Consider the following 26721-nt stretch of genomic DNA (forward strand, 5'->3'; position numbering starts at 1 on the left):
GCCGGGGGCCAGTTTTGCATGCGGTCCGGCTGCGCCAATAACCTGGACCCCGGCCTGCGCCGGGGCGACGGTGTTAACGTCCGCAAATCGCTATAACGCCTGTTCCCACACCACCCGCCACGTCGCATGCACCCGATACACGGTGGTGCGTGCCAGCGGACTGTCGCCCTCGTAGGACAGGCGTTCGCGGTAGTCCCGGTGCAGCAGGTCCGATACCGACACCCGCAGCCGCGCGTTCGCGTCGCGCTTCCACAGCGCGTACAGGTCGAGCTGGCGCTTGGGGGCGTCGTCGCTGGACAGGACCGCGCTGCTGCGGTTGGCCACGCGTCCCCGGTAGGTCCAGGTGCCGCCCGCGCCGAAGCGCGCGGCGCTGTAGTCCAGGCCCAGGTTGCCGCTCCAGGCGGCCTGGCCCTCGATGCGGTTGTCCGGGCCCGGCACGCTGTCGATCGTCGACCAGTTGCGCGCCAGGTTGGCGCGGCCCGACAGCGGCCCGCGCGTCGCCTTGCCCTCGACCTCGATGCCGTAGACCGTCGCCTTGCCCTGGTTGTCCGGCGTGGCGATCCACACGCCGTCGCTCAGGTAGGTGCGAAACAGCGTGACGTCGCGGATCGTCTTGTGGAAGACGCTCGCGCTCACCATGTCGTCCTTGCCGATGTAGCGTTCCCATGCCAGGTCGATGCCCAGCGCCAGTTCCGGGCGCAGGTTCGGGTTGCCCTGCTGGTCCGGGTTGGTGGCGCTGTTGTTGTTGTCGACCGTATAGCGGCGCGGCATCAGCTGGACGATGTTCGGCGCCTTGTAGGTGCGGCTGGCGGCCAGGCGGAACTGGTCGCGCGGTCCGGTGTCCCCGTCGCGCCGCGGCGGCTTGTACAGGGCCTGGAAGATCGGGCTCCAGGCGCCGGCATCGACGTCGACGGCGGCGTGCGCATTGCCCGCGCCGGTGGTGTGCAGGTCTTCGCGGCGCAGGCCCACGTAGGCCGACCAGGCGTCGTCGATGTCCCATTCGTCCTGGACGAAGAAGGCGGTGCGCGCCACCGTGGCGCGGTAGTCCTCGTCGCTGGCGAGCAGCAGCGCGCCCTGCGCGTCGGTCTGGCGCTCGCGCCGGTATTCGGTGCGCCGCTTGCGGCCGAATTCCCAGCCGGCCGCCAGCGCGTGGCCGTCCAGGATCGGCTTGCGCCAGTTGCCGTTGAAGGTCCATTCGCGCTCGGTCGGGCCGGAGGCGACGCGGTGCGTCTCGCGCAAGCGGTCCTGCAGGTCCATGCCGCGGTAGTCGAAGTCGGCGTCGTTCTCCAGCGCGAAGCCGGACAGCTTGGTGGTCAGGCGCGCGCCGCCGGCGAGCTTGCGCGTCCAGGCGACGTCGGCGTAGGCGGACAGGGGCCGCGCCTCGTAGGTCTGCGACGCGTGCGGGAAGGCGGTGGAGCTGCCGACGACGGCGGTCTCGGTCTCGCGCTTGGCGTTGTCGATGTGGCGCCTGCGCAGGTAGCCCTGCGAGGTGATCGTGTCGAGCGCGTTCGGTTGCCACGACAGGCGCGGCGCCAGTTCCAGGAAGTCGCTCATCTGGTGGTCGAACCAGGCCGTGCGGCGCAGCAGGGCGGGGCGCGCGCCCACTTCCGTGCTGACCGCCGTCACCGGATTCTCGTCGCGCCGGAGCACGGCCGCCAGCGTGTAGGCGAGCGTGCCGGCGCGGCCGCTGTGCTGCGCCACCAGCTGCGGCGCGGCGTAGCCGTCGACGACGGCGCCGCCGGCCTTGATCTCGTTCGCCTTGCCGCCCCTGGCGGCGCCGGCGCGGCGCAGCACCACGTTGATGGTGCCGGCCATCGCCTGGCTGCTGGTCGCGGCGGTGGCGGTGCGCTGGATCTCGATGCGCTCGACCATCTCCGGGCTGAGCGATTCCAGCGCGAAGCCGGCCGGCGCCGGCAGGCCGTCGAGCAGGATCGCGACGTAGCCGGCGCCCATGCCGCGCATGCGGATCGCCGCCGCCTTGCCGGGGCTGGCGTCGACGGTGATGCCGGGCTGGCGCTTGAGCACGTCGGACAGGCTGGTGTCGCCCTGGCGCAGCAGCTCGTCGCGGCCGACCACGATGGACGTGGTCGTCGATTGCGCGCGCTGTTCGTTGGCGCCGGCGCTGACCACGACCTGCTGCATGGGTTGGGGTGTCGTCTGGGCGGCCGCGCAGGCGTGCGCCGCCACCAGCAGCGCGCTGGCGCTGCCGTGTCGAAGGATCGTCATGGTCTTAGAGGTCGGTAGGGATCGGATGGCCCTGGGCGCGGCGGCGCGCGAGGGCGGTCGGGGTGGCATGCGCGGACAGGTCCACGAGCATGGCGGCGGGATCGAGGCGGCGCCCGTCGCGCCAGTATTCGAGGTGCAGGTGCGGACCGGTGGCCCGGCCGCTGGCGCCCGCGGTGCCCAGCAGGTCGCCGGCAGCCACGCGCCGGCCGTAGGCGACGGCGGCGCGGTCGAGGTGGATCAGCAGCGAGCTGGCGCCACCGCCGTGGTCGACGCGCACGTAGTGGCCCCAGGCCGGATTGAACGCGGCTTCGACGACCGTGCCGGCGGCCACCGCCCGAACGGGCGTGCCCCGCCGCGCGGCGAAGTCGACGCCGTGGTGGCCCTGCGGCACGCTCGGGCTGCGCACGCCGTACAGCGCCGTCACGCGCACCCGGTCGAGCGGATAGCGCCAGGGTTCCGGCGCGGTCGGCGCGGGCGGCACGGACAGCGGCGCCGCCGGCGCGACGGCGGCCGTGGAGAATGCCGGCTGCAGCAGCGTGGCGACGCCGGCGGTGCCCAGCGCGCCCAGGCCGACCAGCGCGCGGCCGCGCCCGGACAGGCGCGGCGGCGTGGCGCTGCGCATGCGCTGCACGCGCCCGGCGACGCCCAGGTTGCCGAAGGCGGGGGCGCCGGCATCGGCAGGCCAATGCGCCTGCCGATGCGCCTGCCGATGCGCCTGCCATTGCAGTTGCAGGCGCAGCTGGGCGACGAGGGCGGCGGCGTAGCCCTGGCGCTCGGTGGCGGCGCGGCCGCGCAGCACGGCGTCGTCGCAGCCGAGTTCCACCGCTTCGCGCAGCAGGTCGTCCAGGCGCCGGCAGGGACGGTTGAACCAGAACAGCAGGGCGATCGCGCCGGACACGGCCAGCCACAGCGGATCGGCGCGGCGCCGGTGCGTCAGTTCGTGTTCGACGACCAGGCGTTGCTGGCCGGCGGGCAGCTGCGCCAGCTGCGCGGGCAGCAGCAGGCAGGGGCGCAGGATGCCCAGTAGCATGGGCGAGACCGGCAGGTCGGTGGTGCGCAATGCGAGGCCGGCCGCGCCGATGCGGCGCCGCTGTGCGTCGTCGAGCGCCGGCCAGCCGGCCGCGTCGATCGGGCGCGTGTGGTCGCGCAGCAGCGCCTGCCAGCGGCGCCGGGCGCGCAGGCGCCGTGCGAGGTGCCAGCCGAGGCCGGCCAGGTAGAGTGCGAGCCAGGCGGCCGGCAGCCAGCGCAGCGCGTGGGCGGCGTCTACCATGGGACGGGCGGCATGGGGGGCGGCGGGGGTAGCGGCCTGGGTGGCGACGATGGGCGCGGTGGCCGGGCCGCTGGCGTCGGCGTCGCTGCCGAGGTCGGCGTCGGCCGTGTCGGCGGCGATGGGCGCAAGGGCCAGCGCCGGCGCCAGGGCGGCGCGCGGCAGCGGCGCGCAGGCCAGCACGAAGGCCAGCAGGACGGCGCCCTGGGCCAGCAGCCACACGCTGCGGTGGGCGGCCAGCGCTGGCCAGCGGACGGCGGCAAGGCGCAGCAGCGCGGCCAGTACCCAGGCGCAGGCGAGGCTGCCGGCGCAGGCGGCGCCGAAGCGCAGCAGGACGATGGCGAGGTCGGGCGTCATGGCGTGTCCTCCGGCCAGTCCTGCAGCAGGCGGTCGAGGCGTTCCAGCTCGCGCGCGTCGACCAGCTTGCTGCCGGTGAACATCGCCGCCGCCAGCGGCGCCTCCATCTCCATCACGCGCTGGCTGAAGTCGCGCGCGAAGGCGGCTAGCGTGCCGACCTTTTCCAGCAGGGGACGGTAGACCTGGATGCCGTCCGCCACGTCCTGCGCCACCATGCCCTTGTCGAGCATGCGTTCGAGCGTCTTGCGGGTGGAGGAATACGACCAGCCCAGTTCGGCCTCGACGCGTTCGTGCAGTGCGCGCGCGCTGAGCGGCGCGTCCTTCCAGAGGGCCTTGAGCAGGCTCAGTTCGGTGGGGGAGGGGATCGTCGCAGGGTGGGCCATGGCCGTCTCCGTGGTGTCGGTGCGGCCATTATGCGACAGGTGTCGCATGCGATGCAAGACGTTTATGCGACATTTGTCGCGTCAAGGGTGGGCATGGCATGGTGCGCTCGGGGAGCGCACCCTACGTCATCGATTGCCAAGTCCCGTAGGGTGCGCACCCCGTGCGCACCACACATGCCGCGAGCGATCAACGCCCCTTGCCGGGCGCCTCGATCCGATAGTCCCACGCCGCCAGTTTGCCCGCCGCCCCGCCGGCCAGCCGGTAACGCTGGGCGCTACCCGACACGTTCACCGTTACCTGCACGGCATTGCCGCCGAGCGCGCGGCGGAACGCGAACACCTTGTCGTTGCCCGTCTCGAGCACCTGGACGGCGCCGCCGTACTGGCCGTTCCACAGGGCCGGGTTGTCGTGCTTGAGCGCGAGCAGGCCGGCGTAGAAGGATGCGTACCGGTAGTCCTTCCAGTCGATCGGGTCTTTCTCGAAGAAGGCGAGGCGCTTGTCCAGGCCCGCTTCCTGGCCGCCGTAGATGAGCGGCATGCCCGGCAGCGTCGCGGCCAGCACCGCCATCGCCTTGAACGCGGGGCCGTAGAGTTCGGTATCGCTGCCCGACCAGGAATTCTCGTCGTGGTTGCTGGTAAAGCGCATGCGGTAGGCGCCCGGCGGGAAGGCCCTGGGCGGATGCTCCAGGAAGGCGCGCAGGGTGCGCGCATCGGCCTTGCCCTTGGCGACGTCCTTGAACAGGTCCTTGGTGTCCCAGCCGTAGGTCATGTCGAACGCGTGCTCGTGCAGCTCCGGCTTGTCGGCCTCGGCCAGCATGAACACGGGCTTGACGCGGTCCAGGGCCGCGCGCGCCTGGTTCCAGAACGGTGTCGGCACCTTGCCGGCGACGTCGCAGCGGAAGCCGTCGATGTCGGTCTCGCGCACCCAGTACAGCATGGCGTCCGTCATGCCCTTCCACAGGTCCTTGTTGCGCCAGTCCAGGCCGGTGACGTCGGTCCAGTACTCGGGTTCGGCGCCCTCGGTGTAGGTGACCGGGAAGATCTCGCCCTTGTCGTCCTTCAGGTACCAGTCCTTGTGCTGGACGGTCCAGGGATGGTCGAACGCCGTGTGGTTGGCGACCCAGTCGATGATCACGCGCATGCCCAGGCCGTGCGCCTGCTTCACCAGCGCCTTGAAATCGTCGAGCGTGCCGAATTCCGGATTGATGCCGGTGTAGTCGCGCACGGCGTAATAGCTGCCCAGCGAGCCCTTGCGGTTCTTTTCGCCGATCGGCTGGATCGGCATCAGCCACAGGATGTCCACCCCCATCGCCTTCAGGCGCGGCAGGTGCCGGGCGAAGGCCGTGAACGTGCCTTCCCTGGTGTACTGGCGGAGATTGACTTCGTAGATGTTGGCGTTGCGCGACCAGGCCACGTGCGGCATCGGGGCCATGCCGGCATCCGCGGCGCGCGCGGGAAGGGAAGTCGCCAGGCAGGCGCTGAGCGCCATTGCCAGCGTAGTCAAGTTACGTGCGATTTGTCTCATGATCGTTATTGTCCTTGTCGGCGGGCGCCGTGCGAAAACAGGATGGCCCAAGGTGATGTAATTAAATTACACGGCACGGCAAGACATTGTAAGCCCGAAACACCGCTATGCAAGCCGCGGCGTGCACGTCGCGTTCATATGGAAACAGCGGACGTCGGAATATACCGACACGAAGACGGGGTAAATATGCGGGCGATTTGTGCGATATTGGACAGATCAGATCGTCGAACGAGAGGATAACGTAAGCCTAGAGAGGACTTCGCCATGAACAAGGCTTTCGTTGCGAGCGTCATGCTGGGTGGCTGCACGACGTTTGCTTTTGCGCAGGATGCGCTACCGGCTTCGAGCGCCGGCGCCACCACCGTCAACGCCGCTGCGTCCGTGCAGGCAACGTGCGCGGACTGCCGCGCCGGCAGCCTGCACTACGTCGGCGAGCAGCCGGGCGGCCACGACATCGCCGTCTTCGCCGGCGAGCCGTCCGCGCAGGCCGGCCGCCAGGGCGACTGGACGGCCGCCGCCGCGCCGCGCCACACCTATGGCCGCCTGGGCGGCTTCGGTCCGGGGGACGGTCCCGGCCGCTTCACGCTGGGACGCCAGTACAACCTCGAATACCTGACCCAGGCCGACGTCGGCGATCCCCTCCATACCGGGACGGCCGGCCAGGCCAGCAACCTGGTCAACCCGACCGGCACGCGCGTCAACAGCGACGTGCGCTACTACAGCAGCCGCATGAACGGCGTGTCCACCGATGCGTCCTGGACCGTCGACACGCTGGGCGGCAGCTCGATGGCCAACCGCGCCTGGGGCATGACGGTCGGCTACGACCTGGGGCCGATCTCGTTGCGCGCGGCGCACCAGAACCGGCACGTCGCCCAGGTGCAGTTGTACAACCTGGCCGGCAACAACATGGACGCGAAGAACTCCATCGTCGCCGCCAACCTGCGCATGCGCTGGGGCACGGCCTACGCGGCCTATGCGGCCAACCGCGGCTGGGGCAGCTCGCCGCTGTACAACCCGGACAATCCCTACAGCGCCGGCGTGGCCAGCACGTCGTCGACCGACAGCCGCGACATGCTGATGGGCGTGGCCGTGCCGATGACGCGCTCGACCACCTTCCTGGCCTCGTTCATCCACAAGAACGACCGCGACCTCGCCAACCGCGACGCGCGCCAGTTCGCCATCGGCGCCAGCTACGTGCTCTCGCGCAAGACCGACTTCTACGCCGCGTTCTCGCACACCGTGAACACCAACGGCGCCGGCATCCTGGTCGGCGACGGGATCCGGCCGAACGGCAGTTCCGCCATCAACGTCGGTATGCGCCACGCGTTCTGAACGCGTGGCACCGATTCCCCTGGGACAGGCATGCGCCGCCGCACCGCGAAAGCGGGTAGCCTGTCCTCGTATTCTTTTTGCATCACATGGAGGCAATATGACTGGCACGAGCACACTTGATCCGGATAACTTTCCGGAAGCACCCGACCGCAGCCTGGGCAAGGGCCACGGCATCGATTCGCTCGGCCCGAGCGACATTTCCGATTCCGGCAGCGACGTGGTCGGCGGCCCCGGCTTCGCCGCGAACCTGGACGACGACCAGGTGCTGGACCTGGATACGGGCAGTACGTCCGACGCCGAGGCCAGCTATGCGCACGACAGCGCCGGCCCGGACATCGGCGACGCCAACATGGACGGCGACAGCGACTACGGCGGCACGGGCGAACGCGCCGCGGCGGGCCGCGACACGGTCGCGCGCGACGGCGCCGACATCGATACCGACCACATCGAATCGATCCCGAACCAGCCGCTGACCGACGAGGACGTCGATTTCCTCGGCAGCCAGCCGCCGCGCGGGCCTGCACCGGGCAAATGAGCGGTAGCCGCCGCGGCGTGCCTGGCATGCCTGGCGCGGCGGCGTGGTGGGCACGGGGTGCCCACCCTACGTAGCAATCCACCGCAAGCGGGTATCCGCGGTCGTCGTCGGCGGCGTGGCAGCGTGGCGGGCACCCGTGCCCGCCACCGCCTGCCGACGCCGCCTGCAATCCCTACGCCTTGCGCATCCCCGGCCTTCCGGCCAACGCCCACACCGCCAGCAGCACCCCACCCAGCAACGCCGTCTTGACCGGCGCCGACTGCATTTCCAGCGTCGTGTACGGGCTGCGCTCGCTCACGCGCGCCGCCGAGCGGTTGCGCGCGCGCAGTTCGCGGCGGCTGTCCGGCGCGTGCAGGGCGTCGCTGCGGCCGGCGCGGCTCGGCTTGTCGGACTGCTGCTGGTCGAACATCGTGCTGCGCATGAAGCGGTCCATCGCGCGTGGCATCAGGCCGCCCAGCACCGAGGCCGCCTTGGCGTGGCCGCCGACGAACAGCTCGCGTTCCGGCTTGACGGCCGCGTGCAGGATCGCGTCGGCCACCAGTTCCGGCGCGTAGTTCGGCGGCGGCAGCGCGGGTTCCTGGTCCATGTAGTTCTTGGCGTGCTCGGCGAAGGGCGTGGCGATGGCGGACGGCTTGATCAGCGTGACCGAGATCGACGCCTTGTCCTTGTCCAGTTCCATGCGCAGCGATTCCGTGAAGGCCTTGATGGCGTGCTTGGACGCCGCGTACGTGCCCTGCAGCGGGATCGCGCGGTCCGACACTTCGCTGCCCAGGTTGATGATGGCGCCGCCGCCGTGCGCCTTCATCAGCTTGACGGCTTCCAGCGAGCCGTTGACGCAGCCCCAGAGGTTGGTCTGCATCACGCGCTGCATGTCCGCCAGCGCCACCTGTTCGCTGTTGCCGTAGACGCTGGCGCCGGCATTGTTGATCCAGGTGTCGACGCGTCCGTAGCGCTGCACAGCCTCGCGTGCGATGCGCGCGACGTCGGCCGGGTCGCCGACGTCGGCGGCGACCGTGAGCGCTTCCGCGCCGCGCTGGCGCATCTCGTGGGCGAGCGTGTCGAGGGCGTCGGCGTCGCGCGCGACCAGTACCACCCTGGCGCCGGCCTGGGCCGCCTTGCGCGCCGTGGCCAGGCCGATGCCGCTGGTCGCGCCGGTCACGACGATCACTTGTTCTTCCAGTTTCTTGAGTGCGGGAGACATGGCTCCTCCTTCCTGTTGTCGGTGCAAAGGTGTCGAGAGCGGGCGCTCAGGCGCCGCGCAGGCCGGGGCGGCGCGCCAGCTTCCAGGCGCCGAACAGCGCGGCGCCGCCCACCAGCAGCGGCAGTACCTTGTCGGTGCGCAGCGATGCCGCGGTATAGGCGCATTGCTCGGCCACCGCCTTGCCGTTGTCCTGGCGCTGGCGCAGTTCGAGGCGCGGGTCCGGCGCGTACAGGGCGTCCTGGCGGTTCGGCGCGCTGGCCGACCTGGCCTTCTGCTGCTTGAACATGGTGGCGCGCAGGTAGCGTTCCAGCAGGCCCGGGACGGCGAAGCTGGCGGCCGACAGCGCCTTGGCCGCGCCGCCCACGAACACGTCGCGCTTCGGGTGCTGGGCCGCGTACAGGATCGACCTGGCCGCCAGTTCCGGCGCGTAGACCGGCGCGGGCAGCGCGGGTTCCTTGTCCATGTAGTTGCGGGCGTGCGGCACGAACATGGTCTCGATGCCGGCCGGCTTGACCAGCGTGACGGAGATCGGCGCCCCGTCCTTTTCCAGCTCCATGCGCAGCGAATCGGTGAACGCCTTCACCGCATGCTTGGAGGCGGCGTAGATGCCCTGCAGCGGGATCGAATGGTCGGACAGCTCGCTGCCCAGGTTGATGATGGCGCCGCCGCCGCGCGTCTTCATGTGGCGGACCGCTTCCAGCGAGCCGTGCACCACGCCCCAGTAATTGGTCTGGAACAGGCGCTGCATGTCTTCCACGGGAATGTCTTCGTTGCGCCCGAAGATGGAGACGCCGGCATTGTTGATCCAGGTGTCGATGCGCCCGAAGCGCTGCATCGCGGCCTGGCCGATGCGCTCGACGTCGTCCGGCTTGCCGACGTCGGCGGCGACCGTGGCGACCTGCGTGCCCGTGCGGCGCAGTTCGCTGGCCAGCTGGTCGAGCGCGTCGGCGCTGCGCGCGGCCAGCACCAGCTTGGCGCCGCCCTCGGCCGCCATGCGCGCCGTCGTCAGGCCGATGCCGCTGGTGGCGCCGGTGATCACGACGACCTGTTCGTCGAGCTTGCGTAATTGCACTGCCATGACTTGCTCCTTCTTGTCGGTTGGAGAATGGCCGCCGCCGCGCGGCAAGCGCGTCCGGCGGCCAGGCTTCATTCCACAATCGTGGCCCGGCCGCGGATTTCAAGTCATTTTTTGCAAGATGATGGTGGCGACAAGGTTTTGCAAGGCGTGCCGTGCAGGCCGCCGTTCCCGCCCCGGCGCAGACGCCGCCGGCGGGGACGGCGTGACGGGCGCGACGCTTACTTGCGGCCCGGCTGGTAGATCTGGTCGAAGATGCCGCCGTCGGCGAAGTGCGCCTTCTGCGCCTTCGTCCAGTCGCCGGCGACGTCGTCGATCTTGAACAGCTTGACGGCCGGGAATTGCGCCGCGTATTGCTTGGCATACGGCTCGACCAGCGGGCGGTAGTAGTGCTTGGCGGCGATCTTCTGGCCTTCCGCGCTGTACAGGTATTGCAGGTAGGCTTCGGCGACGGCGCGGGTGCCGCGCTTGTCGACGACCTTGTCGACCACCGACACCGGCGGTTCGGCCAGGATGGAGACGGACGGCGCCACGATCTCGAACTTGTCCGGGCCGAGTTCCTTGACGGCCAGCAGCGCCTCGTTTTCCCAGGCCAGCAGCACGTCGCCGATGCCGCGCTCGACGAAGGTGGTGGTGGCGCCGCGCGCGCCCGAGTCGAGCACCGGCACGTTCTTGTACAGCCTGGCGATGTAGTCGCGCGCCGTCGCTTCGCTGCCGCCCGGCTGGCGCAGCGCATAGCCCCAGGCCGCCAGGTGGTTCCAGCGCGCGCCGCCCGAGGTCTTGGGGTTCGGCGTGATCACGGAGACGCCCGGCTTGACCAGGTCGGCCCAGTCCTTGATGCCTTTCGGATTGCCCTTGCGCACCAGGAACACGATCGTCGAGGCGTAGGGCGTGCTGCGGTTGGCCAGGCGCTGCTGCCAGTTGTGCGCGACCAGGCCACGCTCGCTGATAGCATCGATGTCATAGGCCAGCGCCAGCGTGACGACGTCCGCCTGCAGTCCGTCGATGACGGAACGGGCCTGCTTGCCCGAGCCGCCGTGCGACTGCTTGATGGTGACGTTGTCGCCCGTCCTGGCCTTGTACTGGCGCGCGAACGCCTGGTTGAAATCCTGGTACAGCTCGCGCGTCGGGTCGTACGAGACGTTGAGCAGGGTGATGTCGGCGGCGAAGGCGGCGGACTGGGCCAGCAACAGGCCGACGGACAGCGCGGTGGCCAGCGCAGTGGCCAGCCTGGTGGCGATCTTTTTATGGAGCATCGTTGTCTTCTTTCTTTTCTGGTGGAAGCCGGTAAGGCATGCCGCCGGAGAAAACCCCGGGCGGAACCACAGGGTAGGTTCCGGCCCGGCGAAAGACAACGAATGTAAACGACGAACCTTATGCGCTTTTCGATGCGCGGCGCCGCGTGGGAATCAATGGGCCCTGGACAGGATCAGCAGCCAGCGGCGGAACAGCAGCACTTCGACATGGCCCGGCTCGACGCCGGTATCGCATTCGATGATGGGGTTGACCGGATAGAAGCGCTTGCGGAAATCGCGCGTTACCAGCGCCTCGCGGCGACCGATGCGCAGCAGGAAAGGCGTGGGGGCGTATTCGAGGCCGAAGGAGCTGTTCAGAGTGGTCATGACGATCCCTTTATCGAAGTGGTCTGTTGTCGAAGGTATTGATCAGGTGAGTCAAGAATAGCATAACTACTGTATGAATCCACAGGTACTGTATAAAAAAACAGTCCTGAAAAGAAATTGTGGTTTTTTTGCCAGCAGGCCCCATCTGCTCAGCATTTCGTCAACGATCCGATCCCATGCACAGACTGCGCAGCTTTCTCGCCGCCAGGTTCTCTCCCGAAGGGGAGATGGGCCTGCACCTGACCCTCGGCCTGGCCCTGATCCTGCTGGCCGGCTTCCTGTTCGGCGAGATCGCCGAAGACGTCGTCGACGGCGACACCATCACCGTCGTCGACGTCCAGCTGGCGCAGTGGTTCCACCAGCGCGCGCATCCCGTCTTCACGCGGGTGATGCTGTTCGTCACGCACTGGAACGGCATCGTCGGCGCCTGCGTGATGGGGACCTTGCTGGCCGCCTGGTTCTGGCGCCGCGACGCCCATTACTGGCTGATCGTGGCCGTCACCGCCATTCCCGGCGGCATGCTCCTGAACGTCGCCCTCAAGCACGTGTTCCGGCGCGCCCGGCCGGTCTTCGACGAGCCGCTGCTGACGCTCGCCACCTACAGCTTCCCGAGCGGCCATACGGCCGCCGCCACCGTGTTCTACGGCCTGCTGGCCTGCTACCTGGTGTGCCGCACGCGCGACTGGCGCCTGCGCCTGCTCGCGGTGGCGGGCGCCGTGGCGATGGTGGCGCTGGTCGCCCTGTCGCGCATGTATCTCGGCGCGCACTACCTGTCCGACGTGCTCGCCGCCAGCGTCGAGGGCGCGGCCTGGCTGGCCGTCTGCGTCACCGCCGTCTCGACGCTGCACCGGCGCCGCACGGCGCGCGGCAAGCCGTCCTGGAGCGAGCGCGAGCGGCGCCGCCTGCGCGCCCGGGCGCACGCGGGGAGGGAAGCATGAAGCCCGTCATGGTGATCGTCAACGGCGATGCCGGCAGCGGCCACGACGACGCGGTGGCCGCGCGCCTGCGCACGCTGCTGGCCGACGCGGGCCTCGATGCCGAACTGGTGCTGGCCGGCGGCGGCGAGGAGATGATGGCGGCGGCGCGGCGCGCGCTGGACGGCGGGGTGCGCCTGGTCGCGGCCGGCGGCGGGGACGGCACGATGAATGCCGTCGCCTCGGTGCTGGCCGGCAGCGACACGACGTTCGGCGTGCTGCCGATGGGCACGCTCAACCACTTCGCCAAGGACCTCGGCATTCCGCTGGAACTGGAGGCGGCCGTGCGCAACCTCGCCGACGGCAGGCCCAAGCGCGTCGACGTCGGCGAGGTCAACGGCCGCATCTTCCTCAACAACTCCAGCCTCGGCCTGTACCCGGACATCGTGCGCGACCGCGAGCTGCAGCAGCGCCGCCTGGGACGCGGCAAGTGGCCGGCGGCGCTGTGGGCGACCTGGTCGGCGCTGCGCCGCTATCCGTTCCTGACGATGCACCTGCGCATCGGCGACCGGCAACTGGTGCGGCGCACGCCGTTCGTGTTCATCGGCAACAACAGCTACACGATGGCGGGCCTGGCGATCGGCGAGCGCGAACGCATCGACGACGGCCAGCTGAGCCTGTACGTGGCCGAGCGGCCGACGCGCCTGGGCCTGCTGCGCTTCGCGTTCGACGCCCTGCGCGGCAAGCTGGCCGACCGCGCCGACTTCGACGTCCTGCACGCGCCCGAGCTCGAGGTCGATACCCACCGCAGCCGCCTGCGCGTGGCCACCGACGGCGAAGTGGCGATGATGGCGCCGCCGCTGCGCTATCGGGTGCGACCTGGCGCACTGACGGTCCTGGTTCCGGCGTGAACAATATCCCTACCAAGCTGACGAACCCGGGGATTCACGCCCGATAACAAGGATAACCGACATGCGTACACTCGTTCATCTTTCCGACCTGCACTTCGGGCGGGTCGACACCGCCCTGCTCGAACCGCTGCGCGACCTCGTGCACCGCGTCGACCCGACCGTCGTCGTCGTCTCCGGCGACCTGACCCAGCGCGCCAAGAGCGACGAATTCGAGCAGGCCCGCGCCTGGCTCGACACCTTGCCCGACCCGCAGATCATCGTGCCGGGCAACCACGACATCTCGCTGTACAACGTGTTCCGCCGCTTCCTGCTGCCGCTGGACCGCTACAAGCGCTACATCACGGACGACCTCACGCCGGTGTACGCCGACGACGAGATCGCCGTGCTGGGCCTGAACACGGCGCGCTCGCTGACCTTCAAGGACGGGCGCGTGAACCGCGAGCAGGTCGACAAGATCCGCACAACCCTGTCGAGCCTGCCGCAGCACGTCACGCGCGTGGTGGTCACGCACCACCCGTTCGACCTGCCCGCGGGCGCCGAGGAGAGCGACCTCGTGGATCGCGCGGGGATGGCGATGAAGGTGTTCGCCGACCTCGGCGTCGACCTGCTGATGGCCGGCCACCTGCACATGAGCCACGCCGGCAACACGCAGGCGCGCTACAAGATCAGCGAGTACGCGGCGCTGGTGGTGCAGGCCGGCACGGCCACCTCCACGCGCGGGCGCGGCGAGGTCAATTCCTTCAACGTGATCCGCATCGACGGCCAGCGCATCGAGGTCGACCGCTACGGCTGGGACACCGTGCACGCGCAGTTCCAGCTGATGGCCACCGAGAAGTTCGTGCGCGACGGCAACGTGTGGACGGAGCAGGCGGAAGGGTTGTTGGCGGCGGGCATCTAGGACCGTAGGGTGGACGGGTTCCCCGTCCACGCGTTCAACTCACGCATGCATTGCGAGGCTGCATGAGCTGGCTGAACGCATGCATTGCGAGGCTGCACGAGCTGGCTGAACGGGTGCATTGCGAGGCTGCACGAGCTGGCTGGACGCGTGGACGGCCAAGCCGTCCACCCTACGATGTCGCCGACGGAGCAGGTGCTCAGATCCAGTACTCGCCCAGCCGCGCCACCATCTCCTTGATGCGGTCCGCCCACGGCCGCTTGCGCCACTGCGCCAGCGTGACTTCCTTCGAATCGCGCATGTCCTCGTTGAACGCGCTCTCCATGTCGCGCCCGAACGCCGGGTCGATGACGACCACGTTCAGCTCGTAGTTGTGGATGAAGCTGCGCCGGTCGATGTTGGCCGAGCCGATCGTCGACCAGGCGCCGTCGATCACCGCCGTCTTGGCGTGCAGCACGGCGATCTGCAGCTCGAAGATGCGCACGCCGCCCTTGAGCAGGTCGTCGTAGAAGCCCTGGCCGGCGTAGCGGATCAGGCTGTGGTCGGACACCCCCGGCAGCACCAGCTTGACGTCCACGCCGCGCCTGGCGGCGGCCACCAGCGCGTCGACGATCTGCTGGTCCGGCACGAAATAGGCCGAGGTGATGTGGATCGACGTCTTCGCTTCGTTGATCGCCACCACCAGCGACTTGTAGATTTCCGAATCGCGCTCGGGCGTGGTCGACAGCACCCGCACGAACTTGTCGCCCACCGGTGCCAGCTTGGGGAAGTATTCGGCCTGCGGCAGCTCGCCGCCTTCCTGCTGCACCCACAGGTTGACGAAGGACCACTGCAGCGGCGCCACGGCCGGGCCCTCGATCTTGATGTGGGTGTCGCGCCAGCCGACCTTGTCGCCGTCGATCTGCTTCGGCTTGTTGCGCGAGCGGAACAGCGAACTGTTGGCATAGGTGCCGCTGATGTTGATGCCGCCAGTGAAGGCCGTGCGGCCGTCGACGATCATCAGCTTGCGGTGGTCGCGGTTGTTGAGTTCCCACTTGCCGCGCGCCTTGGCCGGGTTGACCGGGTTGAACACGACGACGCGGATGCCGGCGTCGCGCATCTTGCCGAAGAAGGCCGACGGCGTGGCCAGCGCGCCGACCGCGTCGACCATGATGTTGACCTGCACGCCCTGGCGCTGCTTGTCGATCAGCACGCCGGCGAATTCGTCGCCGATCTCGTCCTTGTCGAAGATATAGGTCTCGAGGTTGATCGAGCTGGTGGCCGCGCGCGCCGCTGACAGCATCTCGCGCATCGTGGCCGGGCCGTCGAACAGCAGCGTCACCTTGTTGCCCGCGATCAGGGGCACGCCGGTCGCCTGTTCCTCCATCACGGCTAGCGCCTTCAGGTCGCCGCTGGCGTTCGACCAGCGCCGCGAGACAAGGGCCGACGCGCGCTTGGCCGGCAGCGTGCCGCTGCCGGTGGCGATCGTCGGCACCGCCTTGGCGGGCGCCTCCGGTTCGACGTCGGGCAGGGTCTTGCACGAGACGATGGCGCCGCACAGGCCCAGCGCCAGTGCGCAGGCGACGATGCGGGTCTTGCCGATGGAACGGAACAGGGACGGGCGTGTCATTTGAGTCCTCTCTGGTGGACCGGGTCCGGGGCCGGCAGGTCGAGGTCGCGCGGACCGACGAAGAAATCGAGCGGCGCGGCGCGCAGGCGCCGGCCGAGGGCACGCAACAGCCGGAAGCCGTGGCGGAAGCGGATCTTGCGGGCCCGCAGCGCCACCCACAGCGCCAGGCCGAAGCTGACCAGCAGGTTGACCATGCCGATCAGGGCGATCCCGAGCGCCGTGACGGCGACCGTCTCGGCATCGAGGTTGTAGTCGAGGCCGACGGCGCCGATGGCGAAGTTCGCCGACGAAAAGGTCACGTGGCGGATGTCGAGGGGCAGGCCGAGCAGGAAGCCGACCGTGGCCGTCGTGCCCATCAGGATGCCGAACACGAGGTTGCCCATCAGGCCGCCGAGATTGTCCTCGAGGTAGCGCGCGAACCGTAGCGAGCGCTCGCGACCCAGCAGGCGGCGCAGCCAGCGCAGTTGCTCGACGCGGCGCGCCATGCGCGTGTACAGCGCCTTGTTGTCGTAGTAGCCCGATACCAGCCCCGAGACGAACAGCCAGACGGCGGCGATCGCCGCGTGCAGCAGCGCCAGCGAGTGCCAGGGATGGCTGTCCTCGACCAGCGCGCGCGCCTTGAACACGTTCACCAGGTGGTGGCCGAAGATCCAGTTCCAGCCCACCGCGATCAGCCAGGCCACGGGAATCGTCGTCGCCAGGTTGCCCAGCACGGCCACGACCTGGGTGCGGAACACCTTGTTGACCAGCGCCGCCATGCTGTCGACGTCGACCTGGCGGCGCGAGCCGCCCTGGCTGCCCGCGTGCAGGGCGGCGGCGATGCGCGCGGCCGTCATCGCCGGCTGCTTGGTCGCGATGGTCAGGTGCAGCACGTGCACGAGCATGAAGCCGAGCGCGTAGTTGGTGCTGTACAGCAGGGCCTCGATCAGCGGCGCGCTGTGCAGGTAGGAGATCAGGATCTTGACCAGCGCCATGCAGCCGACGATGACGCCGGCGCCGGCCGCCGAGCCGAACATGCTGCGCAGGTCGGCACGCTTTTCGGCGATGTAGTGCTCGCCGGTGCGGCTGGCGTTCTCGGTGACGTTGCGCGCCAGCAGGTCGATGTTGTCGCGCAGCAGGCCGCGCACCTCGTACTTGGTGTTGTGCGCCTCCGCCAGCTCGTGCGCCAGGGCGAGGGCGGCGGCGCGGCGCGGGGTGTCCGTTTCCTGGGTGGCCAGGGCCTCGTCGGGCGCGGTGCGCATGGCCGGCGCGGCGCCGACATCGACCAGGAACAGCAGCTTGCGCATGCGTTCGATGCTCTGGCCCAGCGCCACCAGCAGGTAGGTCAGCGCCACGGTGGTGCCGGAATTCAGCGCGCCGCGGCGGATCTTCAGCACCACTTCCTCGCACTGGTCGAGCATGACCAGCAGGTGGCGCGCATCCTCGATACGGTCGAGCTCGCCCGCCAGCAGGCGCGCGTAGGCGTCCAGGTAGGCATTCGCTTCGATGTTCTGCATCAGGAACGGCGAATCGACTTCCTCGATCTCGCGGTAGGCGTGGATCAGGCGCGGTTCCAGCCCGAGCGCGCAGATGCGGCAGGACAGCGTGCGGATCGCATCGAGCAGGCCGCGCACCATCACCTGGCGCGCGCGCCGCGGCGCGTCGTCGGCACGGCCGCCCGGCGGGGCGGCGTCGGCGATGGTGTCGAACAGGTCGAGCCAGTCGGCGTCGGGCACGGCGCGGATCCAGACGTGGTCGTCGTCGCGGCACAGCAGGCGGTCGAGCGTATCGGACAGGTACAGCTCGTCGAGCGCCGGCGGCAGCAAGCGATACGCGATGCGTTTCTTGAGTTCGGTGAAAAAGCCGTCGTTGGACAGGATGCCCACGTCGGAGTACAGGCTCGTGTGGCGGCGCGTCTCCAGCAGGGTGACGAAATAGCGGCGCAGCGCCCAGGCCTGGCCCGGGTGGCCCTTGAGCAGCTGGCACAGCGTGCGCACCTGGGCGCGCGCGTAGGCGGCGTCGTCGGCGCGGCGCGGGCGCAGCTGGTCGACCAGGTCGACCAGCAGGTCGATGCGGTCGCTGTCGGGATCGAGGCGTTCTAAGATAGAGAGCATAGGCGGGAATACGGCGTGACGAGGCTAGTGTAGCGGGGGAGGCGGCGCAACATTGTACGGCAACGAACTGAGCGGCTCAGGAGGCTGGCCGGCAGGGACGCAGACCGTCGGTTACACTTACTCTACTACAACATTACCAAGGGGAAGGCATGTACCTGACGTATTACAAGGGCCAATGGGCCGAAGGAAACGTCCCATTATTCGGGGCGATGGACCACAGCGTGTGGCTGGGTTCGTCTGTCTTCGACGGCGCGCGGGCGCTGCGCGGCCACCTGCCGGACCTGCGTCCGCACCTGCAGCGGGTGATCGACTCGGCCGGCAAGCTGGGCCTGACCTGCCCGCTGACGGTGGACGAGATGGAAGCGCTGGTGCGCGACGGCGTGGCGAAATTCCCGGCCGACGCCGAGCTGTACATCCGTCCGCTGGTGTTCGCCTCGGAAGGCTTCCTGATCCCGAGGCCGGAAGCGGCCGCCTTCGCGCTGACGCTGTTCGACGCGCCGCTGCCGCCGTTCACCGGCTTCTCGGCCTGCCTGTCCACGCTGCTGCGCCCGCAGGCGTCGATGGCGCCGACCGACGCCAAGGCCTCGGCGCTGTACGCCAACACGTCGCGCGCGCTGCGCGAGGCGACAGCGCGCGGCTTCGACAATGCGATCATGCTGGACGCGGACGGCAACGTGGCCGAGTTCGCCTCGTCGAACCTGTTCCTGGTCACCGCCGACGGCGAGGTCGCCACCCCGGCCCTGAACGGCACCTTCCTGGCCGGCATCACCCGGGCGCGCGTGATCGCGCTGCTGGCCGAGCAGGGCGTGCACGTGGTCGAGCGTACCGTCCGTCCGGAAGAACTCGACACGGCCCGCGAAATCTTCAGCACCGGCAACTACGGCAAGGTCACCCCCTGCATCCGCTACGGTCCGCGCGACCTCGGCGCCGGCCCGATCGCCCGCACGGCCCGCGAACGCTACCTGGCCTTCACCGCAACCACCTGACTTGCGCAAACCCAAACCGGGGTCAGAGCCGGGGTCAGAGCCCGGTTTTTGGAAATTGCTCAGGGGTGCTACCTGGCCTTCGCCGCAACCGTTCGACTTGCGCAAACCCAAACCGGGGTCAGAGCCGGGGTCAGAGCCCGGTTTTTGGAAATTGTTTGCGGGATTTGTTGAGGGGCGCCGCGGGCGGCTTATCCGGCCGGTGCCGTCATCGGCTTCAGGCCGCCGCAATCGGCCGACAGCCAGCGGCCGGTGACGTTCGTGTCGACCACCTGGCTGCCCTGTTCGGCATTGGTCACGCGCATGTTGGCGCGGTAGTTCTTGTCGTCGATCATCGTGATCTCGCCATTGCCGCTGATGCGCGGCTTGGTGCAGGAGAACGCGACTTGTCCCTTGCCGCCCGCCTGCGGCGTGTACTTCTGCGTGCAGTCGCCCTGCTGGACGGGGAACTCCTTGCGCGCGGCCATTTCCTTCGTCATGCAGATCTTGGTACGCAACTGGCCGCCGCCGCCGATGTCGAGCTGCACGCCGTTCTGGCGCAGCGTCTGCTCGAGCTGGGCGCGCTGTTCCGGCGGCAGGTTGGCCAGGCGCTGCTGCATCGAACTCATGGCCGACTGCACCTTGGCGTCCGGCGAGGTGAACTGGCTCGACAGTTCCCACAGGCCGGGGCGAATCTCCTGGGCGCTGGCTGGGAGGGCGCAGGCGCCGGCCAGCAGGAAGGCGAGGGTGGGGAGCTTGTTGGTCATGGCGGGTCCTTTCCGACGTTGATTTTTCCGAACAGTACCACCGTTGGCGTAATCGCGACGTTCCGGCCGCGCGCCCATGAAAAAAGCCGCCCGGCTCGAAAGCGGGGCGGCTGGCGGGACGGCGCGGGCGCCGTCCGTCGGGTTCAGGCGTGGATTACTTGAACTTGTACGACGCGGTCAGGCGGAAGTAACGGCCCATGCCATTGTGCAGCTGGGTGTTGAAGCCTTCGTTCGGATAGCGCGGATCGTACGGTGCCTTGGTGTCGAACACGTTCTTCACGTTGGCGGCCAGGGTCCAGTCCTTGAAGCCGGTGTAGGCGTAGGCGACGTTGAAGGTCAGCCATTCGTCGACGTTGCAATCCTGGCTGTAGTTGCTGAACTTCGGCAGGCCGCCCAGCGAGTACGCGCTCGACGGCTGGCCGACGCCGTAGTGGCAGTACGGGACCGGGTAGGTCACTTCGGCATCGTAGCGGCGCAGCAGCGACACCGACGACACGTAGTCGGCCGACACGGTCACGGCATGCACGTCGCGGGTCCAGGTGCTCGACAGGTTGAAGCGGTGGCGCGGGATGTCGCCGACGCTGGTCGCCCAGTCGGACAGGCCGCCGTTGGTGCCCACCAGGTTGTGCGACACTTCGCCCGGACGCTCGCTGCGCTTGAAGCGCAGCGCGTAGTTGTAGTTGAAGCGGGTCGCCACGCGGCCGTTCTCGCCCAGGTTCAGGCGGTGCGCGATTTCGAAGTCCAGGCCCGAGGTCTGGGTGCTGCCCTGGTTGACGTAGGTGCGGTTGATCGCCAGCAGCTGGCCCGAGTTCGGGATCACGTTGCCGGCGGCATCGACCAGGTTGTTGTTGTCACGCAGCGCCAGGCCCGGGAACAGTTCCGGGTGTTCGGCGACGTAGGTGGCCGACAGCAGCGCCGTCTCGTTTTCCTTGCGGATGTTGTAGTAGTCGACCAGGATGTCGAGGTTGCGGGTCGGCTGCAGGATGGTGCCGATCGACCAGCTCTTCGACTCTTCGTTCTTCAGGTCCGGGTTCGGGCTCGACATCGACGAGATGCTGCGCGAGCAATCCTGCTTGTCGGCGCCGGCGACCGGGTTGACGCCGTCCGGGCAGCGGATCGGGTCCACGAAGCCGTTGTTGAAGGTCTGCACGCCACCCGGCGAGACCTGCGACAGGGCCGGGGCGCGGAAGCCTTCGGCATAGGTCGCGCGGAAGGTGACCTTGTCGGTCGCGGCCCACTTGGCGCCGACCTTCGGCACGAAGCTCTTCGCGCTCGGGTACTTGTCGTAGCGGCCGGCGAAGTCCATCTCGAAGGTCTTGGTGAACGGCGCGCGCAGTTCGACGAAGCCCGACTTGACGACGCGGCGGCCGTCCAGCACGGAGTTGGCCAGGCCGATGATGTTGCCGGCTGCCAGTTCGGCATCCGAGGTCAGGCCGATCTTTTCCTGGCGGATTTCGCCGCCGAAGGCCAGGCCGATCTCGCCGCCGGCCAGTTGGCCGAAGCTGGTCGATGCCTTGGCATCGAACTGCTGGACCTGCGAGTAGCCGGAGTTGACCACGTCGCGCACGGCGTTCGGATCGGCGATGGTGGCGGCGATGGTGCGGTTCTCGGTCGCGATGCGGTCGATGACCGGACGGTACAGGTAGCCGTGGCCGGTGTCTTCGCGCTCGGTGCGGTTGTACAGGTAGGCCGATTCCCAGTCCCAGTTGCCGACGGTGCCCTTCAGGCCGGTGACGAAGCGGTAGTTCTCGTTGATGTTTTCCGAACCGCTGTTGGAGCCGACCATGCGGAAGCCGACGGCGGTGTTACCGGTCGAGAACGGATTGTCCGGGTGACCGGCCGGCAGCAGCAGCTGGTAGCTGGACGGCAGGCCGTTGACGCGGAACACGGTGGTCGGCGAGGTCGACAGCACGGTCTTCGGCAGGCCGACGTACTCGCGCTCGGTGCGGTTGTAGCCGATCTCGGTGAACGAGGTGATGTTGTCGCCCAGCTTCAGGGTGATCTTCGACAGCAGGTTGGCGTCGTTGCCCTTGCTCTGCGCTTCGTAGTAGTCGTTGACGTCGAAGTTGCAGAACTGGCGACCGTACAGCATCGAGGTCGGCAGGATGTTGTTGGCGGCGCTGCCGGTGATCAGGTTGCCCTGGCAACCCGCGGTGCGGTTGACGATGTTGGCGTTGTTCGAGAACGCGGTCGAGTAGTTCTTCGCGCCCGGGGTGCGTTCCTTGAAGAAGAACGGCTGGTTCGACAGGTAGCTGCCGTACGGGTTCAGGCGGGCGTTGACGTCGGCCAGCACGTCGCGCTCGATGCCCTTGACGTCCTTGATGCCGGTCTGGCCGCGGTTCGACAGGTCGAAGCTGACGAAGGCGTTCCAGCGGTCCTTCTCGAGGTCGCCGAAGCCGACGATGCCGTTGACGTTGTTGCGGTTGAACTCGCCGTCACCGTTGGCGCTGGTCGAGGCCGACACTTCGCCGCCCTGGTAGTCGTCCTTGGTGATGAAGTTGATGACGCCGGCGATCGCGTCCGAGCCGTACACGGCCGAGGCGCCATCCTTGAACACTTCGACGCGGGCGATGGCCGAGACGGGGATGCTGTTCAGGTCGTAGACGGTCGACTTGCCCTGGTTCGGGTCGGCGTAGGCGGCGGCGGCGATGCGGCGGCCGTTCAGCAGGATCAGGGTCGACGAGGAGCCGAGGCCGCGCAGCGACGCGGTCGAGACGCCCTTCGAGAAGCCACCGTCGGTGATGTCGTTCGACGAGCCGGAGCCGAAGGCCGGGATCGAGTGCAGCAGTTCGGCGACGGTATTGGCGCCGGTGGCCGCGATTTCCTTGGCGGTGACCACCTGGATCGGCGACGAGTCTTCCTTGTCTGCACGCTTGATGTTGGAACCGGTGACATAGACCTTCTGGACCGGCTGTTGGGCCTGGGCTTGTGCGAAGACAAAACCGGGCGCTGCGAGGGTGAGGGCGACAGCGATGACGCTGTGCTTTACTGCGAGTTGCTTAGTCAAAATCTCTCCGTTACGTTGCTACGGGATCTTTGAACGCCCGGGTAGGGCGTGGCCGATTCCCTTTTTTGCTCGGCAGTAAAGACGGCCGAGGGGCGGCATCTGACCATTTATGATGGGTATTAGTCAAATTGATGTCTCAATTTGTATGCAAACTGCAACAGGTATACAGCGCAGGAATAGGTGTATGCCATGCATATCTTGTCACCGCTAACCGGGGTCAGCGCCGGGGTCAGAGCCGGGGTCAGAGCCCGAATTTTGGAAAGGGATTCGAGAAAACAAAATGGCCGGCAACGGAACATCGTCCGCTGCCGGCCATCGACGACCGTTGATGTCGCTGCCGTGATGTAGCTGCCGGGCTATTGCCAAAAACCGGGCTCTGACCCCGGCTCTGACCCCGGTTTGAGGTGGGTCAGCCTTGCGGGGCGGGTTCGCTCACGTAGATTTCGACGCGGCGGTTGCGGGCGCGGCCGGCCGGGTCGTCGTTCGAGGCGATCGGTTCGCGCGCGGCGCGGCCTTCGACGGTGATGCGGTTCGGCGCCACGCCGCGCGATGCCAGGTAGTCGCGCGCGTGGGCGGCGCGGTCGAGCGACAGCGGCTGGTTGATGGCGTCGCCGCCGGTGCTGTCGGTGTGGCCGATGATGGTGACGTAGGTCGCCGGATTGTCCTGCAGGGTCCCGGCGAAGCGGTCCAGGATCGGGCGGAAGTTCGGCTTGATGTCCGAGCGGTTGGTGTCGAACGAGATGTCGCTCGGGATCTCCAGCTTCAGGCGGTTGTCCGCCGTCTGCGAGACCTGCACGCCGGTGCCGCGCGTCGCCTGTTCCATCTGCTGGCGCTGCTTCTCCATGCGGTTCGACCAGATATTGCCGACCACTGCGCCGGCGGCCGCGCCCAGCACGGCGCCGCGCGCGGTGCGCCCGCCGCCGCCGCCGCTGGTGGTCGCGCCGATCAGGGCGCCCAGGCCCGCGCCCACGCCGGCGCCGGTGGCGGTGCCGCGCTGGGTCGCATTCATGTCGGCGCAGCCGCTGGCGGCCACGGCCAGCACGGTGACGCACAGCGTCGATCGGATCAGGGTCAGTTTCATGGTGGTCTCCTTCAAAAAAAATATCCGTTTCGCCGTCACGTCCATGCTACCAGCTGGGCGCGACCGCGAAACGGATCGGTGATGACTGCGGGGTGTTACGGTGTTGCTATATGCCTCGGCCACTGATCAGGCGCACCAGGATCATGATGACGGCGACGACCAGCAGGATGTGGATGAAGCCGCCGATGGTGTACGAAGTCACCAGGCCAAGCAGCCAAAGAATGATGAGTACGACAGCGATGGTGTAGAGCATGATGAGTTCCTCTTTTGTGTGTCACGGCGATCCGTTTGCCGTGAATCCAGTATCGAAGAATTGCTCACTACGCTCCGTTCGATGACGTACATTAAATCGCGTTTTCTTGCTTTCCGCGCAGTCCGGGAATCCAGCCCATGAAGCCCATCAGGCCGGTCACGCCGATCAGGCAGGTCAGCAGGCCGCCGGTGATGAGGAAGATCACGTCGTGCGCCGCGATCTCCGCCGCCGCGGCCGACTGTGCCGGCGTGGCGCTGGCCAGGCCGAAGCCCGTCAGGAGGATTCCCCACAAGATGATGCCGATCCAAGCAAGGCTGTTCATGCGACTTCCTTTCGATCAGAGTGTTGTCTCCGCCATGTCCCTCAGCGTAAAAACAATTCTCGTGTGCATCAAGCAACTGCTCCGTGCGCTGGCGCACATTGCGAAAAGGAAAATAAAACCGGAGCACATGGCTCCGGCGGTTTTTATTCGGCATGCATCGACGGCATGCGGATGGGGTGATCAGGCGGCGCGCAGCGCTCCCTTGACGATGCGCACGCGGTCGCCCGTGCGCCAGTGCGGCGCGCTGCGCTGGTGGAACGTGCGCAGCGTGCCGTCGTCGAGGCGCACGCGGATCTCGTAGCTGGTCGAGGCCTTCATATTGCCTTCGACCTGGTTGCCGACCACGGCGCCGCCGACGGCGCCCGCGACCGTCGCCAGCTGGCGCCCGTGGCCGCCGCCGACCTGGTTGCCCAGCAGGCCGCCGAGGATGGCGCCGCCGGCCGCGCCGACGCCGCTGCCCTGGGCGCGCTGGGTGATGGTGCGCACCGATTCGACATTGCCGCAGGTGCCGCACCAGCGCTCGCCGCTCTCCACCGCGGCCGTGCGCACCGGGGCGCTCGCGGCCTTCGGATGGCTGGGCGCGGCGGGTTCCACCGGCGCATACTGCGACGGCGTCGCCGGCGCCGGATTCGCATCGCCGGCGCTGGTCGTGCCGAGCGCGGCGGAACCGCCGTAGGCAGCGCCCGGCGCGGCGTACGCCTGGGCGCCGGCCGGCGCCGGATACTGGGGTGCCGGGACCGCGGCCGGGGCCGGCGGCGCGTAGGCCGGCTGCACCGGCTGCTGCAGGTTGGCGGCGAGCGCGGCGCGGTCGGCGTCGGTGAGGCGGTCGCGGCTGCTGCCCGATGATGTCGGCAGCCAGCCCATGATGGCGGCGGTGCCGACGGCGCAGAACAGGATGACCGCGAGCGCGGCGGCGATCAAGAGCGGGTGCTGCCTGCCCCGTGCGGGGGGCGTCTGGTGGGTGTCCATGGTGTCGTCCTTTGTCGTTGTCGGTGGCGCGTATGCGGTCTCGGCATTGTCCCCAGCAACAACACCACGTTCCGTGCGTCACCGTACATACTTCCCTTAGCACGACCATTACGCTGACTGAAAGTTGTTTGCAAATGTAAGCGGCGCGCCGGACCGGCCGCCGCCTTTCCGCCCATAGCCGAACATGAAGTCCAACCGCGAGGGTCCGATGAATTTTGCCGCAGCGCCGCTGGCCGTCGAACACAACGCCAACCTGCTGCTGGCGGCGCTTCCGTCCGAGGAAATGGCACGCCTCCTGCCCGCGCTCGACCGGGTGGAGGTGGACACCGGCGACGTGCTGTGCGAGCCGGACGATCCGATCCGCTACGTCTATTTTCCGAGCGATTGCCTGATCTCGCTGATGGCCGTGGCCGAGGGCCGCATGACGCTCGAAGTCGGCCAGGTGGGGCGCGAAGGCATGCTGGGCGCCACCGTCGCGCTCGGCCACGACACCACGCAGGTGCGCGCCGTCGTGCAGCGCGCCGGCAGCGCCAGCCGCGTCGAGACGGCGCGCCTGCGCGCCGTGTTCGCGCACAGCCCGGTGCTGCAGCGCGTGCTGTACCGCTACACCGACGCGCTGCTGGCGCAGGCGATCCAGATCGCCGTCTGCAGCCGCTACCACGTGCTGGAGGCGCGCCTGGCGCGCTCGCTGCTGGTCACGCGCGATCGCCTGCAATCCGACAAGTTCCACCTGACCCACGAATTCCTCGCGCATGCCCTGGGCGTGCGCCGCGTGGGCGTTACCAAGGCCGCCAGCGCCCTGCAGCAGCAGGGGCTGATCATCTACAGCCGCGGCAACATCGAAATCCTCGATCCGGACGGCCTGGCCGCCGCATCGTGCACCTGCTACGAGATCGTGCGCGAGGCCGGCGCGGGCGCGATGGCGCCGCTGCTCGCCTGAGCGGCGCGGGCCGGCGAACGGCGGGCCGCCGACGACAACGCGCGGACGACAACGAGCGGAAGTCAACGCCCGGACCGCAACGCCCAACCGACAACACGCAAACGACAACGCGCAAACGGCAACACGTAAACGACAACGCCCCCGCGCAAGCGAGGGCCCAATTTTGTTCGCGCATCGCTGCGCAAGCAAACCCGGGCCCCCGCCTGCGCGGGGGCGAGCGCACGGAGGGCGCCGCTTAGTTGGTGGTCTTGACCTGGTTGCCGATCACGCCGCCCACTGCCGCGCCGCCGACGGTGCCGACAGCGCTGCCGCCGGTGATGACGCCGCCCAGCACGGCGCCTGCGCCGGCGCCGACGGCGGTGTTACGGTCCTGCTGCGACATGCCGGCGCAGCCGGTCAGGCCCAGGGCGACGGTTGCCAGCGATGCGGTCACGATGATTTGCTTGATGGTTTTCATGATGGATCTCCTTGTGAT

The 26721-nt window shown here is 68.5% G+C and carries 24 protein-coding genes; 7 read left to right on the forward strand and 17 right to left on the reverse strand.

From position 1 onward, the window contains the following. Nucleotides 1-90: 90 nt before the first annotated feature. The 4 genes from QZ749_RS22680 to QZ749_RS22695 all read right to left on the reverse strand — a co-directional run bounded on the left by QZ749_RS22680 (nt 91) and on the right by QZ749_RS22695 (nt 5737). Nucleotides 91-2226 carry a TonB-dependent siderophore receptor gene (locus QZ749_RS22680; RefSeq protein ID WP_296951836.1) on the reverse strand — a complete coding sequence of 712 codons (2136 nt, stop codon included), beginning with the start codon at nt 2224-2226 and terminating at the stop codon, nt 91-93. 4 nt (nt 2227-2230) lie between these two features. After that, on the reverse strand, nt 2231-3850 hold the full coding sequence (locus QZ749_RS22685; protein WP_296951838.1) for a peptidoglycan DD-metalloendopeptidase family protein: 1620 nt from the start codon (nt 3848-3850) through the stop codon (nt 2231-2233). After that, the gene (locus tag QZ749_RS22690) at nt 3847-4233 is read right to left on the reverse strand and encodes a BlaI/MecI/CopY family transcriptional regulator (protein ID WP_296951842.1); all 387 of its coding nucleotides are present in this window, start codon (nt 4231-4233) and stop codon (nt 3847-3849) included. Before QZ749_RS22690 ends, QZ749_RS22685 begins: the two co-directional genes overlap by 4 nt. Nucleotides 4234-4420: 187 nt before the next feature. Continuing rightward, on the reverse strand, nt 4421-5737 hold the full coding sequence (locus tag QZ749_RS22695; protein WP_296951844.1) for an alpha-amylase family glycosyl hydrolase: 1317 nt from the start codon (nt 5735-5737) through the stop codon (nt 4421-4423). Between the two features lie 285 nt (nt 5738-6022). On the opposite strand from QZ749_RS22695, the gene QZ749_RS22700 reads away from it, so the two are divergent. Next, the gene (locus QZ749_RS22700; RefSeq protein WP_296951846.1) at nt 6023-7090 is read left to right on the forward strand and encodes a porin; all 1068 of its coding nucleotides are present in this window, start codon (nt 6023-6025) and stop codon (nt 7088-7090) included. A 97-nt stretch (nt 7091-7187) separates the two neighbouring features. Next, nucleotides 7188-7625, forward strand: a complete 438-nt coding sequence (locus QZ749_RS22705; protein ID WP_296951849.1) for a hypothetical protein — start codon at nt 7188-7190, stop codon at nt 7623-7625. 172 nt (nt 7626-7797) lie between these two features. Here the strand turns inward: QZ749_RS22705 and QZ749_RS22710 are convergent, their stop codons facing one another. The 4 genes from QZ749_RS22710 to QZ749_RS22725 all read right to left on the reverse strand — a co-directional run bounded on the left by QZ749_RS22710 (nt 7798) and on the right by QZ749_RS22725 (nt 11523). Continuing rightward, nucleotides 7798-8826, reverse strand: coding sequence for an SDR family oxidoreductase (locus tag QZ749_RS22710; RefSeq protein ID WP_296951852.1), 1029 nt, complete (start codon nt 8824-8826; stop codon nt 7798-7800). A 46-nt stretch (nt 8827-8872) separates the two neighbouring features. Beyond that, a complete protein-coding gene (locus QZ749_RS22715) occupies nt 8873-9904 on the reverse strand; it encodes an SDR family oxidoreductase (RefSeq protein ID WP_296951854.1) in 1032 nt (343 codons plus the stop codon). 218 nt (nt 9905-10122) lie between these two features. Beyond that, entirely contained in the window at nt 10123-11157 is a 1035-nt protein-coding gene (locus QZ749_RS22720; RefSeq protein ID WP_296951856.1) for a sulfate ABC transporter substrate-binding protein, read from the reverse strand. 153 nt (nt 11158-11310) lie between these two features. Next, nucleotides 11311-11523 carry a hypothetical protein gene (locus tag QZ749_RS22725; protein WP_296951859.1) on the reverse strand — a complete coding sequence of 71 codons (213 nt, stop codon included), beginning with the start codon at nt 11521-11523 and terminating at the stop codon, nt 11311-11313. Between the two features lie 176 nt (nt 11524-11699). Between QZ749_RS22725 and QZ749_RS22730 the strand changes: the two genes are divergently transcribed. From QZ749_RS22730 to QZ749_RS22740, 3 genes are all read left to right on the forward strand, one after another. Further along, nucleotides 11700-12461 (forward strand): phosphatase PAP2 family protein, encoded by a 762-nt coding sequence (locus QZ749_RS22730; RefSeq protein WP_296951861.1) that lies wholly within the window; start codon nt 11700-11702, stop codon nt 12459-12461. Continuing rightward, nucleotides 12458-13348, forward strand: coding sequence for a diacylglycerol kinase family protein (locus tag QZ749_RS22735; protein ID WP_296951863.1), 891 nt, complete (start codon nt 12458-12460; stop codon nt 13346-13348). Before QZ749_RS22730 ends, QZ749_RS22735 begins: the two co-directional genes overlap by 4 nt. 61 nt (nt 13349-13409) lie before the next feature. Next, on the forward strand, nt 13410-14246 hold the full coding sequence (locus QZ749_RS22740; protein ID WP_296951866.1) for a metallophosphoesterase: 837 nt from the start codon (nt 13410-13412) through the stop codon (nt 14244-14246). Nucleotides 14247-14442: 196 nt separating this feature from the next. Here QZ749_RS22740 and cls read toward each other — a convergent pair whose 3' ends face one another. Together cls and QZ749_RS22750 are read right to left on the reverse strand one after the other, a co-directional pair. After that, entirely contained in the window at nt 14443-15852 is a 1410-nt protein-coding gene (gene cls / locus QZ749_RS22745) for a cardiolipin synthase (protein WP_296951869.1), read from the reverse strand. Beyond that, entirely contained in the window at nt 15849-17945 is a 2097-nt protein-coding gene (locus tag QZ749_RS22750; protein ID WP_296951872.1) for a site-specific recombinase, read from the reverse strand. Before QZ749_RS22750 ends, cls begins: the two co-directional genes overlap by 4 nt. 149 nt (nt 17946-18094) lie before the next feature. Between QZ749_RS22750 and QZ749_RS22755 the strand changes: the two genes are divergently transcribed. After that, the gene (locus QZ749_RS22755) at nt 18095-18931 is read left to right on the forward strand and encodes a branched-chain amino acid aminotransferase (RefSeq protein WP_296951874.1); all 837 of its coding nucleotides are present in this window, start codon (nt 18095-18097) and stop codon (nt 18929-18931) included. A gap of 188 nt (nt 18932-19119) precedes the next feature. Here QZ749_RS22755 and QZ749_RS22760 read toward each other — a convergent pair whose 3' ends face one another. The 6 genes from QZ749_RS22760 to QZ749_RS22785 all read right to left on the reverse strand — a co-directional run bounded on the left by QZ749_RS22760 (nt 19120) and on the right by QZ749_RS22785 (nt 25306). Then, a complete protein-coding gene (locus QZ749_RS22760) occupies nt 19120-19674 on the reverse strand; it encodes a DUF3617 family protein (RefSeq protein ID WP_296951877.1) in 555 nt (184 codons plus the stop codon). Between the two features lie 154 nt (nt 19675-19828). Next, nucleotides 19829-22681: a TonB-dependent receptor domain-containing protein gene (locus tag QZ749_RS22765; protein ID WP_296951883.1), complete on the reverse strand. Its 2853-nt coding sequence runs from the start codon at nt 22679-22681 to the stop codon at nt 19829-19831. 409 nt (nt 22682-23090) lie between these two features. Further along, nucleotides 23091-23762, reverse strand: a complete 672-nt coding sequence (locus QZ749_RS22770; protein ID WP_296951886.1) for an OmpA family protein — start codon at nt 23760-23762, stop codon at nt 23091-23093. A gap of 106 nt (nt 23763-23868) precedes the next feature. After that, nucleotides 23869-24015 carry a lmo0937 family membrane protein gene (locus QZ749_RS22775; protein WP_296951888.1) on the reverse strand — a complete coding sequence of 49 codons (147 nt, stop codon included), beginning with the start codon at nt 24013-24015 and terminating at the stop codon, nt 23869-23871. 91 nt (nt 24016-24106) lie between these two features. Next, a complete protein-coding gene (locus QZ749_RS22780) occupies nt 24107-24337 on the reverse strand; it encodes a hypothetical protein (RefSeq protein ID WP_296951890.1) in 231 nt (76 codons plus the stop codon). Between the two features lie 180 nt (nt 24338-24517). Then, nucleotides 24518-25306, reverse strand: coding sequence for a glycine zipper 2TM domain-containing protein (locus QZ749_RS22785; RefSeq protein ID WP_296951893.1), 789 nt, complete (start codon nt 25304-25306; stop codon nt 24518-24520). A 208-nt stretch (nt 25307-25514) separates the two neighbouring features. On the opposite strand from QZ749_RS22785, the gene QZ749_RS22790 reads away from it, so the two are divergent. Continuing rightward, nucleotides 25515-26246, forward strand: coding sequence for a Crp/Fnr family transcriptional regulator (locus tag QZ749_RS22790; protein ID WP_296951896.1), 732 nt, complete (start codon nt 25515-25517; stop codon nt 26244-26246). Between the two features lie 235 nt (nt 26247-26481). Here the strand turns inward: QZ749_RS22790 and QZ749_RS22795 are convergent, their stop codons facing one another. Continuing rightward, nucleotides 26482-26703: a glycine zipper 2TM domain-containing protein gene (locus QZ749_RS22795; protein ID WP_296951899.1), complete on the reverse strand. Its 222-nt coding sequence runs from the start codon at nt 26701-26703 to the stop codon at nt 26482-26484. Nucleotides 26704-26721: the final 18 nt, after the last annotated feature.

Source organism: uncultured Massilia sp., assembly GCF_913773735.1.
Taxonomy (GTDB): domain Bacteria; phylum Pseudomonadota; class Gammaproteobacteria; order Burkholderiales; family Burkholderiaceae_D; genus Telluria.